Raw genomic sequence first — 14,629 nt, forward strand, 5'->3', positions numbered from 1 at the left:
CCGGTCGCTCAGCCGTGCTTCGATCTCGACCTGCGGATGCCCGTGATCGCGCTGCGGATGCGCAGCGTCCCGGGACCGGCCTCGCCGGCATCCACCACGCGGTACCTAGTCCCGAAGCTACGGACGAGCCGGGTGCGGAAATCCGCCTTCAGCTTTTCCTTGATATCGTCGCTGCGGGCGGGGGCGAGCCACTCCACCGTCTCGACGACCACCTTGTCGTACGCCCCGGGCGCATAGTCGGCTGCGACGAAGATCGCGTCCTTCTTGTGCTGCTTCGTCGGCTTCATCGCGGAGTAGTCGGGCAGGAAGCCGGAGCGGGTCAAATTCTGACCACCTGTCGAGCAGGCGCTCAGCCCGGCCAGCAGCGGTATGGTCAGCATGATGACCGCAGTGCGGCGTGCCTGTACGGTGGATCCGGGCATGTATGCTTCTCCTGGAGGTGCGCTCCACGGAAGTACGGAGACGCCAGGAATGCCTAGGTCGCGGGCTGCTGGTCGACCGGGACGAGTTCGTCGCTTCGGCGTTTTCTGCGTGTTCGCGTACGATCACGCGCGGCCCGACACGTCCAGCTTCGTGACTTCGCGGATTGACTTCGAATCGCAGTAGCCTCCGATCGAGCGGATTCTGACCTGAAGAGAAGTGGCAGGTCTCATCGACGATTTACCTGTCGGCCGATAGCCGAACAACGGAGTGCTTGGCGGAAGGGCTGTCCGGTCGGCGTTCGAGAGCCCTCAGCTGCCCTGACGCTGATGGTCGCAGGTTACCGGTATGCCGTTCCGTCATGTAGCGACCTGGCGGCGTTCCAACAGCCTTGCGGAACAGGGTCACGAAACTCGAGACGCTGCGAGACGTGGGCGGTCAAGTGGCTCTCGCCCTGATCAACGGCGCCTGGACGCTCTACCTGTCGGTTCGGAAGCTGATCGAAACTCACCTGCGATCCGGCGCGACGATACCGGGCGAGAACGCCCTCGCTCATGACTACCTTGCCTATGTCCGCCCTCCGGCGAACGGCTATATAGCGTACACGCTGTCTGCCGACGTCGGGCGCGGTAACGAATTCGTCGTGAGGGTAGGCTAGAACGACAAACGCCGCGGTATCTGTCGTTCTGGACGGCCTTAAGTGTGTTGCAGACGAACGGTCCTGCGGGGGCGTCGATATCCGAGGCTGTTCGAAAGAGCCTGATCAGTAGGCGCGACCCGCGAGGCGACCGTTCGACGCTGCCTACTCGAACCGCTGCTTCCCGCTTCGAGCCGTCGCATCACGGGCAGCCTCACCCTCCCGACTTCGTCAGTATGAAGGCGAGAAGGAAGCCCACTACGGCGATGAGGCCGCTGTAATCATGCGTCGCCTCGGTAGCTTCTGGAATCATCGTGTCGACCAGCATCGCCAGGATCGCGCCGGCGGCGATCGCAGTGACGGCGGCGATCACCTCCGGGCCGGCGCTCGCCAAGGCGACGTTGCCCAGCATAGCCGCGAGGCCGGAAGCGATCGCGATGCCGGTCCACACACCGAACACGTACCCGGCACCGCGGCCCGCCTTCTTCATGCCTGCCGCGCTCGACAGGCCCTCGGGCACGTTGGACAGGAAAATGGCGGCGACGGTGACGGTGCTCACGCCGGTGCCGCCGAGCAGGCTGACGCCGATGACGACGGACTCCGGGATGCCGTCGAGAAGCGCCCCGACTGCGATCGCCAGACCGCCGCCGCCGTCGGCGTGCGGCTGGCTCTCTTCCTCGTTGAAGCCCGAACGCTTACGATGGCGTGCGCCTCTCTTCGAGATCACGACGTTCGCTACGGTGTAGACCAGCGCGCCGCCGAGGAAGCCGATCGCGGTGGAGTCAAAGCCGCCCTGCCTGAAGGCCTCGTCCATCAGGTCGAACGCCACCGCCGAGATGAGCACGCCAGAGCCGATCGCCATGACACCTGCGATCAGCCGCTGAGGAAGACGCACGAACCAGGCGATCAGCGCGCCCAGGATCAGCGCCGACCCGCCGACGAAGCCCCAGAGGCCAGCCTCGATCACGCTGCAGCCTCGGATCCGTCGGCTCGCTCTAGCGCTGCCTCGCCCAATGCCGGATCAGCTGCCCGCCGATCCTGGGGCATAAAGCGCAGGACGAAGTCGATCACCTTGGAATCAGGCATCTCGCATAGCAGGGCGTTCAGGCGGCGTTCGGCGGCACGCCAGTCGTATCGCTCGAGCCGACGACCGACAAGGCGGCGGAAGTCCGCGACGCCTACGCCAGACGCCCAGTTGCCAGCATCGGGGAACGAAGACCAGTCGAAGCGCTCCAGTTCGGCCCGAATGGCGTCGAGGCGTTCGCCCGGTACGGTGATGGTGAATGGCTCTGGCATGATCGTCTCTACGGTTGATCTGGCACATCGATCCTGGCGCCGAGCAGGCGACCGCGAGGAATGCCTCTGCGTCGGCGAACATCGGGGGGTGGAATGACTGACTTCCGAAAACCGCTTCCACATCTCTTGGCAGGCAAGGGACGTCACAGCAGGATCTGCTACGGCACGTGCCATGGTCTGATCAACTGCTATCAACCGGGTCGCCGGAGAACCTCCGTCGGCGTCAGGGTATCATCATCTCGAGAGCCATTCGCACTGACGTCGGTAACCGTCACAGCCGGCTTCGAAGTCGGCTATGAGACGTATCGTGCAGATGTCATGCTTCCGCTCGTGCCGTAGCTGATTGCGCCATCTGAATTCGTCGGTGAGAGTATAGCGGTGATGGGCCGGCGCTTAGCCGCGCAACGCCGAACAGCGTCAATCGGCCGTATGGAAAGGGCCGGATGCCCCGTACATTGACCTCGCCAGCCACTGCGATCTGGGCTCAGCTCGGTCGTCTCGCCGACGAGCCGGCGTATGGAGTGTCGAGCCAGGATGAAGGCGCGCTGGAGTGACGGATTCCTCCTCCGTGCATCAAGGCTCTTCGAGGCACCGAGATCAGTGTCGGCGAGTTGCCGATCATGAAAAGCGCCTGTCCGGCGATGCGATGCGTCGGCGGCGCTGACGCGCAGCGACTCTGCCATCGCTGCTCCTGCAACGTTGTCCGCTGCTCCGCGGTATCGCTGGCGGCATCCCGCCTCCGCTCCGAAATGAACGCAGCGATGACAAGGAGGTCGCAAGGCATGGCGCGAGGAAGTACGAAGAGCCGGGACGTTGTCCAAGTGGTGTCGGATAGCAGCTACTACATCGGCGAGGTGATCGCAGATGCGGCGTTCCGGGTGCAGGATCGGCATCCCGAAGGCGAGGGCCTGTGGAAGATGGAGGCCGACAAGGTCGCCTGGAGGGATCCTGCAACCGGTCTGGACTGCATCATCCGCCGTTCGAAGGAGGGAGGATATCTGTCCGGCTATGTCGGAGTCCCGCCTCAGCATCCCCTGTACGGCTTCGAGGGCCGCGCCCTCGAAGCGCTCGGTATCCATCCGCATGGAGGCGTCGACCACGGCGCGCCCTGCGAGGAGTGGACGCCCGAACCAATCTCGGTTTGCCACGTCCGAGAACAGAATGCGGCAAAGGACCGGAACAAGGCAAGAGCGGCCGCAGCAGCCGAGATCGATCGGCAGCATGACCACGCATGGTGGTTCGGCTTCAGCTGCGACAAGCCGGGCGACCTGCAGCCGAGCAAGCACGGCGCCGCGCCGACCGTGCGGGGCGTGTGTGTGGGGCTGAAGGCCATCTACCGCGACGAGAACTACGTTCTGGCGCACGTCGTCGACCTGGCCGCGCAGCTGCACGCCATCGGCGCGGGCCGAGACCTGCCGCCCGCCACCGCACCCGCCGGGTACATTCGCGGTCGCGATCCTGACTACGGGGGGGACGCGTGATGGTGGAACGCGACTACGACGAAATCCTGCCCTGGGGTCATTGGATGCGCGTGAAGCCGGGCACCGTCAGCACGATCCTCGTGGACGAGGACGGACGGGAGTGGAGATCGCTGCGGGAGGCCCTCTTCCGCGGCAGGCTCGGCTTCAAAAACGTGTCATTGTTCTTCCGGGAAGTCGAGCTGGAGCGGATGCTGGCATACCTGCTGGCGGCTGGCGGTTTGCTTCGTAGCGGGAGCCACCGCTACGCCGGGATCGAGCTTCTGAAAGACGACCAGTTCCGGCTGTTCTATCCGCACTGGCTCGCCAGCCAGGGCCTGCTGGAGGGCGATGATCACCGCCCCCCTGTCCACGAAAGCAAGATGACGAAGGAGGGGCACTCGATCGCGAAGATGCTGCTGGCCACGCGTCCGCCCGAACTCGCCCCGTTCCATCCCGGCGTAGAGTCCATCCTCTTCGCACTGGGCAAGGCGGAGGAGATCCGTCGCCCCGCATTCGAGAGGGGCGATCAGGATCTGGGCCAGATGAAGTTCGCGTTCGTTCGCGAGCGGATCGGCCAAGTTCCGGCGATCTCGCTGCTGCACCGCGACGCAGGGACGAGGATGCCGCTCGTCCGCACGATCTGGGTCCAGACCTTTGCCGATGAGCGGAGCCGCGACAGCTACTTCGCTTGGCTGAGCCGAAGGCTGGACATGTGGAACGACTGGGGCGAGATCGCCAAACGTACCAGCTCCGCGGCGCTGACCCAGGAGCTGCTGTCCCTTCTCGTCTGCGAGATGGACGATGCAGCGGAAGACGCAGACGACGTTCATCCGGAAGGCAAGCGAGACGATGGAGAGGCGCCTCCATTTCTATCCATAGAATACCGGAAGCCCTAGGGGCGCCGGCGTTCCCGAGGTGCCTCGAAGGGGGCGGGTCGAATGACCGGCCCCCTTTCTCATTGCGGTGGCGCGACCAAGAATGCCGTGCACTCCGATGCAGGCTCCGGATGAACCGACCCGGCCGCGGTTCTATCTCCCTCGCTCAGACGCGGCCCTGGATCGCCGCTCCGCCGCCTTCATAGGCAGGACGCGTTTCGCAGGGCTGCTGAGCTGCCACCGGCCGGACATCCGCTCGTGCGTCCCGACGTCTTCCGCCGGCTGCCAGTTCGCCGCGGGATCGGCGCCGGTCGGCTGTCCCGCGCCGCCGACGGGCGGCAGACAGCCAGTCTACGCGCTTTCTCAGACCGGCTCTGCACGCCCGTTGCGATTCCTCCGGCAGCCGAAGAATCACATCGAAGGAGAAAGAGATGAAGGCACTCGACATGTCAGGCGTCGACCCGCTGCGCTGGGCGGAAGTGCGCGAGCGCGTCGCCGTCGTCGTCGCCTACCTCACGATCAATGGGCCCACCGAGGACGACCGGATGGATCACGCGGCACGTCTCGGCCTTGGCCGCACGCAGTTCCTCAAGCTGGTGCGAGCTTGGAGGGCACATGAAACCGCAGTCGCGATCGCAGGCGCGAAGCCCAAGCGCGAGAAGGCTCGGACGGGATGGAGGGCGCTTCCACCCGCTTCGGAAGGCGTGATGCGCGAGACGCTTGAACGGCTCGGTCCGGACGTGCGCCCGTCGGTCGCCACCGCCGCCGTCACCGCGGCGCTAAAGGCGAAAGGCCTGCAGAGCCCGGACCGCTCGACGGTATGGCGCCGGCTGATGGCGATCAGGCGGGATCGGGGATACGTCGCCGACGCCGGCGACGTGGTGGTCGCGGAGTGCCGGGTGCGACTGCCAGTCCTCGCGGACGGAACGATCTCGATGCCGAGCCTGCTGATCGCGGCACGTGCCAGCGACGGCCGGATCGCCGCCGCGCTGCCCCTCGCCGGCGAACGGCCGGACATGAGCGGCTTCGCGAAGGCGGCGCTGGCGGCATCACGATCCGGCTGCCTGACCGCCGATCGCGCGTTCGCCGCCGCCTTCGGCTGCGTGGAGGGGGTGAGGCAAGTCGGACCCGGCACTGCGCGGACCACCCTGTCGCGCGTCGTCGGTCGCAGGCTAGGCCGCCTGGAGCTTCAGTTCAACCGAACCAGCCGCCCGGTCGAGCGCCTGCTGCGGACGGAGGACGATCGCCCGCTGGATCTCGCGGACGCGCGGCTCGCGCTGGAGAACGCCATCGCGCAGCACAACGAGGCACGGGGCGGGTCAAGAAGGTTCCGACTGCTCTGAGAGTCCGTGATGCGGCCTGTGTGCGAAGAACTCGAGCGTGGCGACCAGTCCCGCCGAAAGGCGCGGCGCAGGATCCTCTACGAGGTCCGGCAGGATCGCCGCGTTATGTATCTCCACCTCCACCTGCAGGCGGGCGGCATCGTCGCCTGCATCTCCCACCTCCCGTGCATCGCCGTCCGCCGACTTCGCCAGGCGATCGGCCGAAAGGAAGAGCATTCGGCCCATGCGGTCGCCCGCCGCCCTCCGCAGATAGCGCCCCGGCTTTCCGGCAGGCTGCACCACCGGCAGCCCGGCCCATGCCGCCTCCACCCCGACCCGAAGAAGGCCGTCGTCGAGACCGGTGACCAGTTCGGTCTGCTCGAGTCGGTCCGCCCACGCGAGGCCCTTCAGCGATCCCGTCCCGATGCGGCGCAGCGCGTCGACCGCGGCCAGACCGTAGCCATGTCTGGCCTGCCGGGCGTTCCCCAACGCGGCACCGAGCACGAGCTGCGTCCGGCGATCGATGATCGCGAACGCGATGCGCTCGGGCCGATCCAGATTGGCCATCGCGAAGGCGCAGCAGTCGAAGTTGAGATGGCCGCCCGGCTGGGCGCTCCTCTCGCGCCTGCGCTGCTCCGCCAGCACCTTGCGGCGGAGCGTCGCGAAGCTCGGGATCTCGTTAAGGTCCGCGGCGGCGAGGGTGGCCAGCCGTTCCGCCACCTTGTTGACGATGACCCCGCCATCAGTGGACACCTCGTCGAACGCGGTCGTCACATGCGCATCGAGGGCGTCATCGTATTCGCTCACGCGTGCCCGCGGCGCTGCAGCGAGCACCTCCACCGACGCCAGCGACGGCACCGCTCGCCACGCCTTGGCCATCTCGTAGAAGTGGTTCTTCTTCAGTCCGGCCGCCAGTGCTGCCGCCGCCGGATTGCCGGAGTCGTCTTCCGGCTTCCAGTTGGCCAGCGCTTCCATGCGCTTCATAGCCACCTCGCGCTGATGCTTCGACATCGCGAGCCAGAGCGCAAGCTCCCGCATCGGCAGCGGATCGCCGAGCAGGCGATTCAGCTTTCGATCGAACTCGACGTGCGAGAGATCGATCCGCTCTTCCCGTTCACTGGTTTCCGCGGCGCCTCTCATGCCCATCACCTAGCATGTTCTCGGATTACCGGTCCGGAAAAGTTCATCAGTCGGTGACTTACTACTTGAAGGACAAGCTGGTCACGCCTAGATGAAAGTCACTGCTTAATGAACTTTCGTACTTTGGTTCTGATGGTGGACAGGAGGCCAGAGAATGGATCATCGACGAAGAGCAGGCGAAACCCGCCTCAAGACCTTTTGTCGCGAAAGCACGGGCCCACCGGTTAGCATGGTTCACGGTTGTACGTGGACCGGCCGGCGGGTGTCGACGACGGCGGCCTGAGGCGGCCGCAGGACGACATGCTGCCTGACACTAACGAACACGACGGGTCGCCTCACGAGGCTGCCCCCACACCTGTCAGCGAGGGGGCTGTCGGCGGTCGATGACCTGCGCCCTAGGAAGAAGTAAGCATGCACGAGATCTATAGCTCTGGCGACCGCGTCGATCCCGCCGCGGAAGCGCGACGTTCCGGCGCTCTGATCGTCCTCCGCAATGGTCGCTCGGCTCCGANTCGGACGTCCAGGACTTCCGCTTCGATACGCTTGCGATCCACGTCGACGACGGCTCGCAGGTGAGGAGGGTCGGCGTCCACGCGGTCGTCGAATGTCTGTCTCGGACGTGGCTGGTCAACGTGCATGGGGACGGAGCCGACGCCTTCCGGGCGACGTGCTACCTCGAGGCCGCCGCTGGTCAGCTCGGCTTCCTCCACCGCGTCGTGACCCCCATGGCGGTCGAATGCTCCTCCAGGAGGTTCCACACTTTGCTCGAAGTCGCGTGCTGGCAGCATGTCGAGCTGGACGCCGCCGACCTTCAGTCGATCGCGTACGTTGTCGCTCGGCGGCGTCGGCCGACGCTCGCAGACATCCACCGTGCCCTGGGCTCGGGATCTCGCAGGCGTGCGACGGCGCTGACCGCCGTCTCGCAGGGCTATCTGCGTCTGGAACCGCATGCCGAGCTCTCGTCCTCTCTGCGCGTCGCGCCCGGTCCGATGCTGGATACAATGATCGATCCCTTCAACGCAGTGGCGAACGATCGCGGCGGCGATCTGGACGGAGAGGCCGCGTGAGACCGCCGGAGCACCACATCCGGCTCCTCGTGACGATCGGACTTGGTCAGAGCGACAACGAGGTGACGCTGGAAAAGGTCGTCGTCGCAGAGGATCCCGGCGTCTTCCCCGACATTCCCGCATTCGGTCGCGCGCTGGCGGCCGAACCCGAAAGGCCAGGCCTGAGCGACTGGGATCTGTTCCGCGCGCGTAAGCGCCTGGCCCAGTGCCTGCTCATGGATCAGTACGACACGCCGAACGGCGACAAGGCCATCGCCGTCGCCCTGCACAGGCATTGGACGCCCCTGCTGGCTGCGGCGTTCGGCAGGCCGGATGATCCCTCCTCGATCAGGAGGTGGCGTAGAACGCGGGGGCGGCCCGGCAGCCGCCGCCTCGTCGACATGCTGCAGTCGGGACGCAGGGAGCGCGGCGATCCGGCAAGGCGCCGCGACCGCGGTCGTACGGCAGCGCGGGTTCGCGGCTAGTGCCCCGCCGCGGTCGGAGCCGCAGCGTCCAGCGCGGCGGTCCCCGGCGCGAGCGTTGCCGAATCAGTCGTCTTAGGCGATGTGGCCCTCCGCGGGCGCGGCCCGGCGCAGCCGTTCCCGCCCGGAGGCGCTCAGGCGTCGGATCCCTAGGGCGCGGGCCGCCTCTGTCGTCGGATCTTCGCCTCCGCAGCCGCGCAGGACCGCCGTCAGCTCGGGCAGTGCGATGTCGCCCAGATCGCGGATGTCCTCGCTCGTCGCGGGAAAGCGCGGTATGTCCCAGGTCGAGGCGGCCGTCGCGTCGCTCCAGACGAACGCGGTTCCCCCGTGTTCCTGCGCGACGTGCGTCGACGCCCGCGCCAGCGTCATCACGCGATCTCTGATCGCCCGGCCCGATCGTCTGAAGCCGTGGGCCCGGGCGATCCGCTCGACCAGCAGATCGTCCCGTATCGGCGCCTCGGCCGCGATCACGCGCAGGATCATGTCACGCAGGACTGCCGTGTATGCAGCTTCCATGAATCGCGCAGGATCGATCCGCGCCTGCAGATCGGCGAAGCTGGTCCTCGCATAGTCGCCGCCCAGCTGCTCCACCGGCTCCGCCTCCGGCTCGCTCCCATCCCCGTCCAGCGGTGCTGCATCCGCTACGCCCGGAACGTCCGCCGGTGCAGGGCGGTTCGCCTCGCGCTCCGCCCGCGCGCTTCGCACCTCATCGAGGATCGAGCGCAGCGCGGCGTCGAGACGGTCCAGCGCCGAGGGGGCGTCGTGCCACCAGTCGGTCGACCACACCCGCACCAGGCGCCAGCCGAGACCTGACAGCACGCCCTCCCGCACCTTGTCGCGGTCTCGGGCCGTCGCCGCGCTGTGGTAGGAAGCGCCGTCGCATTCCACACCTGCGAGATAGTCGCCGGGACACTCGGGATCGACGATGCCCAGATCGATCCGGAACCTGGAGACGCCGATCTGCGGCACCGCCGTCCAGCCGCGCTCGCGCAGGCCGCGTGCCACCGCCTGCTCGAACGGCGACTCGAAACCGCCTACCGATCCCATGACCGCCTCGCCGAGGGCCCGCGGGCCACGTTCGGCGAACTCGAGGAAATGGCGAAGGTCGCGCACGGCCTCCGCGCCGGTCCGGTTGAGGTCGATGCGATCGGCGGCGAACGAGGTAAACACCACCATCTCGCGGCGTGCACGGGTGATGGCGACGTTGAGCCGGCGCCAGCCGCCTTGGCGGCTGAGCGGGCCGAAGTTCATCGACATGGTCGGAGCGTCGGGCGTCTCGGGGCCGTAGCCGATGCCCAAGAGCACCAGGTCGCGCTCGTCCCCCTGGACGGTCTCCAGATTCTTGACGACGACGGGCTCGGCGGCGTCCTCGGAGAAGAAGGCCTCCAGCTCCGGCCGGCCGCGACGGGCGCGGTCTAGAAGGTCCTCGATGAGCTTCTGCTGCTCGGCGTTGAGAGTGATGACCGCGATGCTGAGCGGCCGGCCGGCCTCGTCGACGAACGCAGGATCGGCGAGCCGAGCCAGCACCTCCGCCACGATGGCCTCGGCCTCCACCTGATTGGTGCGCGCCTTGCCTCTGGCCCAGGCGCCGGCGACCCTGCGCCAGGAGACGGCCACGTCCTTCGTCACCGGTGCCGGGAAGGTGATGAGATCGCCGTCGTAGTAGCGGTGGTTGGAGAAGGCGATCAGGCTCTCGTTGCGGCTCCGGTAGTGCCACGTAAGGCGGCGCTGCGGCAGACGGGCACCCAGGCATTCCTCGAGAATGCTCTCCTGATCGCTCTCGACGTCGCTGTCGTCCTCCTCGGCTCCCGCGCCGCGGTCGAAGAAGCTCGTCGGCGGCATCTGCTTGGGATCGCCGGCCACGACGACCTGCCGGCCGCGCGCGATCGCGCCGACCGCATCCCAGGGCGTGATCTGCGAGGCCTCGTCGAAGATCACCAGGTCGAACGGCTCGGAGTCCGGAGGCAGATACTGCGCGATCGACAGCGGGCTCATCGGCAGGCACGGCGCGAGCGTGGTAAGGGCAGGCCCCATCTCGGCGACGAGCTGCCGCACCGGCTTGTGCCGTTTCTGGAGCTTCAGCTGGTGGGCGAGCGCGCCGAAGCCGGGCGGCTGCGTCTGCGCATCCCTGGGCGGGATCCCACCCGAAAGCCTGGCCCGGATGTACGCCTGCGTCAGCTTCGCGAACTGCTGGTCGAGGTCGCGGAAGCGGGTGATCGCGTCCGTCTGCTCGGCGAGCGTGAAGTCGCGGACCGCAGGCTCGGCGTCCATGACGCCATCTGCCCACCACCGCGCATAGGCCAGCTCGAACGTGTCGGCCGCAGCCCCGGGACTGACCGATCCGCCCTCGACCGCATCGACGAGAGCGCCGAGATCCAGATCCAGCGCAGCCTGCCGCGCACGCCGCCAGGCCGTCCAGCCGTTGAGCTGCGAAGCGCGCGAGGCGACACCGGCGGCGGCGGCCTTCGCTGCCGCCGGCAGGTCGTCACCGTCTAGGGCCGAAGGAGAGGATGCCACGGCCTGGAAGCCTTCGAGCGCCGTCTCCAAACGCTTGTGAACATCGAGGAAGGATGCGCCAGCTCGCCCAATCGCACCGTCACCGCCGAGCAGATCGCTGCCCTCCGTCACGAGGCGGCGCAGCGATCCCCGTAGCGACATAAGCCGATCCGGCGTATCCGCAGCACGCACAACGGCGCCGCGCAACCCCTCCGCGGCATCGAGCAGCGCGGCGATGCTCGCCACGTCGGTATCGACGCCGGACCAGCCCGGGACGGCGCCGGCTGCGCCGAGAGGTTCGAGCCGGGCCATGATCGAGCGCATGGATCGCAGACGGGGGAGCTCGACGTCCGGATCTGCCTCGCCGTTCGGGTCTAGCCGGCGGACGACCGCCTTGCGCCGGAAGATGGACAGCGGCCAGATCGCGGCGCAGGCGGCCTGCCATTCCGCCTGGATCTCGTCGAGCGGCAGCGCCCGAACCTCGGCGGGTTCCAAACGGACCCCCAGCGACGCCGCCTCCCGCCGGTACTCCTCGACGACCGGCAGGGCCTCGCGCGCATGCTCGATGGAGCGGGCGGCTTCGGGCGCGAACGCGAAGCCAAGATCGTGACCCGCAGCCGAGCCGAGGGCGCGCGCCACCGCCGCGGTCGCGGCGAGGCCTTGCCTGTCACGCCCCAGCTCGATCCCCAGAAGCGACAGGAAGGCTTGGCGCCGCGTCTCGATCTCGCCCGCCACGGTCTCGAGGCCGCCTGCCGCGGACAGCAGCTCGGCGACCCATGCGTTCGACCACTCGGTGCGGCCGACCAAGACCAGCGACGTCTCGGCGGGATCGGCGGGACGCAGCAGATCGAGACGGCGTGCCGCCTCGCGCAGCTGCTCGAGCTGCGCCTCGTCGTGGCGCGTCGAAGTCGGCCAGGCCAGACGGAGCGTGCCGCCCGCCGCGCCGTCCCGTACCACCCGGCCGATGGCGGCGTGCAGCGTCAGGCCGTTCCCATGCCGGCGATGCAGTGCGGCCACGAGCCGGTTGAGCCCGTCTCGGCTCGTCCGGAGCTCCGCCGCACGGCGGTCCCATTCGGCCTGCGGAGATCCATCGCTGACGCTCCAGGCCGCGTCGAGCTGCCGCAGCACGTCGAGCTTGGAGGCCTTGTTGCTGTGCAGCTCCAGGCAGAACGGTCCCAGTCCGTGCGCCACCAGACGTCGATGCACCACCTCGAGCGCCGCGCGCTTCTCGGCTACGAACAGCACCTTGCGCCCGAGCGCGAGATTGTGCGCGATTATGTTGGCGATAGTCTGCGACTTGCCGGTGCCCGGCGGCCCGTCGAGCACGAAGTCGCACCCGCGCGCCGATCCCACCACGGCGGCGAGCTGAGAGGAGTCGGCCGGAAGCGGCGTGAAGAGGTCGCCTGGCGCCACCTCAGCGTCGAGAGCCTCGGGACGCGGCGGCTGCTGATCGCAAGGGTACGGATCCCGCGGCGTCTCGAGCAAATGACGGACGACCGGGTTCGCCTTGAGGACGTCGGTGCGATCGACCAGGTCCTTCCACATGAGGTACTTCGCAAACGAGAAAGAGCCGAGCACCACGTCCGGAACGACCTCGAACCCGGCCGCGTCGCGAACCGCTCGCCGGACGACGGTGAACACGCGGGGCACGTTGATGCCCGACGCGTCCGCCGGCAGCGGACCGGCGAGCTCGGGGATCTCCAGGTCGAAGTCCCTGCGCAGCATTTCGAGCAGCGTGAGGTTGAAGCGAGGCTCGTCCTCGTGGATCGAAAGCCTGACGCCGGACCTCACCGAACGGCGATCCAGCCGTACCGGAAGCAGGATCAGCGGCGCACGGTACTGGCTGGCGTCGGTCGCCGACTTCTTCCACAGCAGGAAGCCCACCGCCAGGAACAGCGTGTTGGCGCCACCCTCCGCCATGTCCAGCCTGGCCTTGCGGTAGAGCTCGACGAGCTGCGCCTCGAGGTTCGCCGGATCACCCGGCGAGAGCAGCTCGCCGCGGTCGAGCGCGGCCTTCGCATAGGCCTCGTCCAGCACAACGCCCGTACGCTCGGCATGGAGCGAGGCGTCCCGCCCCGCCGCTCCCGCGAGGTCCGGTTCGCCGACTATGCGAAAGCTGCGGCCGTCGGCGAGCTCGTCCTCGAGCCTCGCCGGATCCGGGCAGACGAGCCGGATGGCCGTGGCGCCGGGCTTGACGTGCAGCAGCCGGTTGCGCGTGGTCAGGTCCAGGAGCTTGCGCTGCCAGCGATCCAATCGTCCCTCGGACGTAGCCTCGGCCACGTCGGCTTCCGCCAGGTCGAAGTCGGGCAGCGGCGGCGCAGCCTCGAGCGCATCGCCCGCGGGATCGGCCGAAGGGTCCCCGCCGTGGACCGACGTGGCCGACACCCCGGCGTCGGTCATCGCGAGCGGCCGGATGCGCTGCATCCGCGCCCGACGGACGTCGACCGCCACGACGAAGCGGCCTTCGTGCTCCTCGTCGATCAGCCTAGAGGCCGAGGCGATCGCGCGGGCGAAGCCGGCCGGGCTCGACCCCGTCGCGAGCGTCGTCTCGAACAGCACGAGCTCCTCCAGCGACACGCGCTTGCGCAGCGCGGCGGCGTCGGGGACGAGCAGGGTCGCGAACTCCTGCGGCTGGAGCCATACGCCGGCGAAGGCGTGACCCTCCACGATCACCAGCACCGGGAATAGGCCCGCCTGCTCGATCGCCGCGGCGAAGAGGAGCGCGCTGTCCAGGCAGGTCGCCAGGCCCCCCTCGACGATCTGTCCGGGCGTGCGGACCTTCTGTCCCTCGACCTCGAAGCTCGCCGGCGGCTCCGCGTACGTGAGGCGCAGGCCGGAGACTGCCGACCAGATCGCCGACACGAGCTCGTAGACCCTTGTTCGGGACTTCGACTGGTAGCCGTCGATGCCGTCGGGTCTGCCGGCCCTGCGCAGGACCTCGCTCGCGGCCTTCAGAACGCGTCCGACCGCAGGGTCGTTCGGGAGTGCGAACGCGGCGAGAAGTTCCGGCATCGCGCCCGATCCGCCCCACTCGTTCCGGGCGAGGAGCTCCACGGGTACGCGCCTTTCGGCGACGACGTCGCCCGTGGCGGCGCTGGTGGCCGTCAGCGTCACAGTAGCGCGTACGGCCTCCGTCAGCTGGAGCAGGAGCCCGGCGTCCAGCCCGATGTCGCGCTGGGAGACCCGTACCTCGCCGCCGGCCGCTATGCGGTCGAAGCGCCAGTCGCGTGGAGCGAATACCGGCGGATCGGCTCTCACCGACAGGACGACGTTCTCGACGGTCGCCTCACCAAGGTTTACGATCTTGAGCTCGCGTATGACCGGCACGTCGTTCTGGTGCGTGGCGAAGCTCAGCTTGGGTGCGATGACCGCATCGATGAGCAGTTGGTCTTCTCGAGGACTGGCCGCGACGTCGGCGATCATGTTCAAGACGGCGGCTCCTGTGCTTCTTTTCC

General features: G+C 67.9%; 10 protein-coding genes. 5 read left to right on the forward strand and 5 right to left on the reverse strand.

Annotation, left to right across the window (positions count from 1 at the left end; all coding sequences use genetic code 11):
* Window positions 1-8: 8 nt before the first annotated feature.
* A complete protein-coding gene (locus tag IFT71_RS12335) occupies window positions 9-422 on the reverse strand; it encodes a DUF3313 family protein (RefSeq protein WP_192141101.1) in 414 nt (137 codons plus the stop codon).
* Window positions 423-862: 440 nt separating this feature from the next.
* On the opposite strand from IFT71_RS12335, the gene IFT71_RS12340 reads away from it, so the two are divergent.
* Window positions 863-1,078, forward strand: coding sequence for a hypothetical protein (locus IFT71_RS12340; protein WP_192141103.1), 216 nt, complete (start codon window positions 863-865; stop codon window positions 1,076-1,078).
* A 193-nt stretch (window positions 1,079-1,271) separates the two neighbouring features.
* Here IFT71_RS12340 and IFT71_RS12345 read toward each other — a convergent pair whose 3' ends face one another.
* Window positions 1,272-2,024: a ZIP family metal transporter gene (locus IFT71_RS12345; RefSeq protein WP_342212646.1), complete on the reverse strand. Its 753-nt coding sequence runs from the start codon at window positions 2,022-2,024 to the stop codon at window positions 1,272-1,274.
* Complete coding sequence (locus IFT71_RS12350; RefSeq protein WP_192141105.1) at window positions 2,021-2,353, reverse strand: epoxide hydrolase N-terminal domain-containing protein; 333 nt, start codon at window positions 2,351-2,353, stop codon at window positions 2,021-2,023. The genes IFT71_RS12345 and IFT71_RS12350 overlap by 4 nt, the downstream gene beginning before the upstream one ends.
* 821 nt (window positions 2,354-3,174) lie before the next feature.
* Between IFT71_RS12350 and IFT71_RS12355 the strand changes: the two genes are divergently transcribed.
* From IFT71_RS12355 to IFT71_RS12365, 3 genes are all read left to right on the forward strand, one after another.
* Complete coding sequence (locus IFT71_RS12355) at window positions 3,175-3,834, forward strand: hypothetical protein (protein WP_192141107.1); 660 nt, start codon at window positions 3,175-3,177, stop codon at window positions 3,832-3,834.
* Complete coding sequence (locus IFT71_RS12360; protein WP_192141109.1) at window positions 3,834-4,709, forward strand: hypothetical protein; 876 nt, start codon at window positions 3,834-3,836, stop codon at window positions 4,707-4,709. The genes IFT71_RS12355 and IFT71_RS12360 overlap by 1 nt, the downstream gene beginning before the upstream one ends.
* A gap of 410 nt (window positions 4,710-5,119) precedes the next feature.
* Window positions 5,120-6,031 (forward strand): hypothetical protein, encoded by a 912-nt coding sequence (locus tag IFT71_RS12365; RefSeq protein WP_192141111.1) that lies wholly within the window; start codon window positions 5,120-5,122, stop codon window positions 6,029-6,031.
* On the opposite strand, the gene IFT71_RS12370 is transcribed toward IFT71_RS12365, so the two are convergent.
* Window positions 6,008-7,150 carry a hypothetical protein gene (locus tag IFT71_RS12370; RefSeq protein WP_192141113.1) on the reverse strand — a complete coding sequence of 381 codons (1,143 nt, stop codon included), beginning with the start codon at window positions 7,148-7,150 and terminating at the stop codon, window positions 6,008-6,010. The two genes, IFT71_RS12365 and IFT71_RS12370, sit on opposite strands and share 24 nt — an antisense overlap.
* Before the next feature lie 1,063 nt (window positions 7,151-8,213).
* Here IFT71_RS12370 and IFT71_RS12380 point away from each other — a divergent pair.
* A complete protein-coding gene (locus tag IFT71_RS12380; protein ID WP_192141117.1) occupies window positions 8,214-8,681 on the forward strand; it encodes a hypothetical protein in 468 nt (155 codons plus the stop codon).
* Window positions 8,682-8,753: 72 nt separating this feature from the next.
* Here the strand turns inward: IFT71_RS12380 and IFT71_RS12385 are convergent, their stop codons facing one another.
* A complete protein-coding gene (locus IFT71_RS12385) occupies window positions 8,754-14,597 on the reverse strand; it encodes a DUF3320 domain-containing protein (protein WP_192141294.1) in 5,844 nt (1,947 codons plus the stop codon).
* Window positions 14,598-14,629 lie beyond the last annotated feature (32 nt).

Origin of the sequence: Sphingomonas sp. CFBP 13733, assembly GCF_014841795.1 — a bacterium.
Lineage (GTDB): Bacteria > Pseudomonadota > Alphaproteobacteria > Sphingomonadales > Sphingomonadaceae > Sphingomonas > Sphingomonas aerolata.

Excerpts from the sequence above, each read along its gene's own strand:
- IFT71_RS12335 (WP_192141101.1), bottom strand. The coding sequence starts at position 422 with ATGCCCGGATCCACCGTACAGGCACGCCGCACTGCGGTCATCATGCTG.
- IFT71_RS12350 (WP_192141105.1), bottom strand. The coding sequence starts at position 2,353 with ATGCCAGAGCCATTCACCATCACCGTACCGGGCGAACGCCTCGACGCC.
- IFT71_RS12360 (WP_192141109.1), top strand. The coding sequence starts at position 3,834 with ATGGTGGAACGCGACTACGACGAAATCCTGCCCTGGGGTCATTGGATG.
- IFT71_RS12365 (WP_192141111.1), top strand. The coding sequence starts at position 5,120 with ATGAAGGCACTCGACATGTCAGGCGTCGACCCGCTGCGCTGGGCGGAA.
- IFT71_RS12370 (WP_192141113.1), bottom strand. The coding sequence starts at position 7,150 with ATGAGAGGCGCCGCGGAAACCAGTGAACGGGAAGAGCGGATCGATCTC.
- IFT71_RS12385 (WP_192141294.1), bottom strand. The coding sequence starts at position 14,597 with ATGATCGCCGACGTCGCGGCCAGTCCTCGAGAAGACCAACTGCTCATC.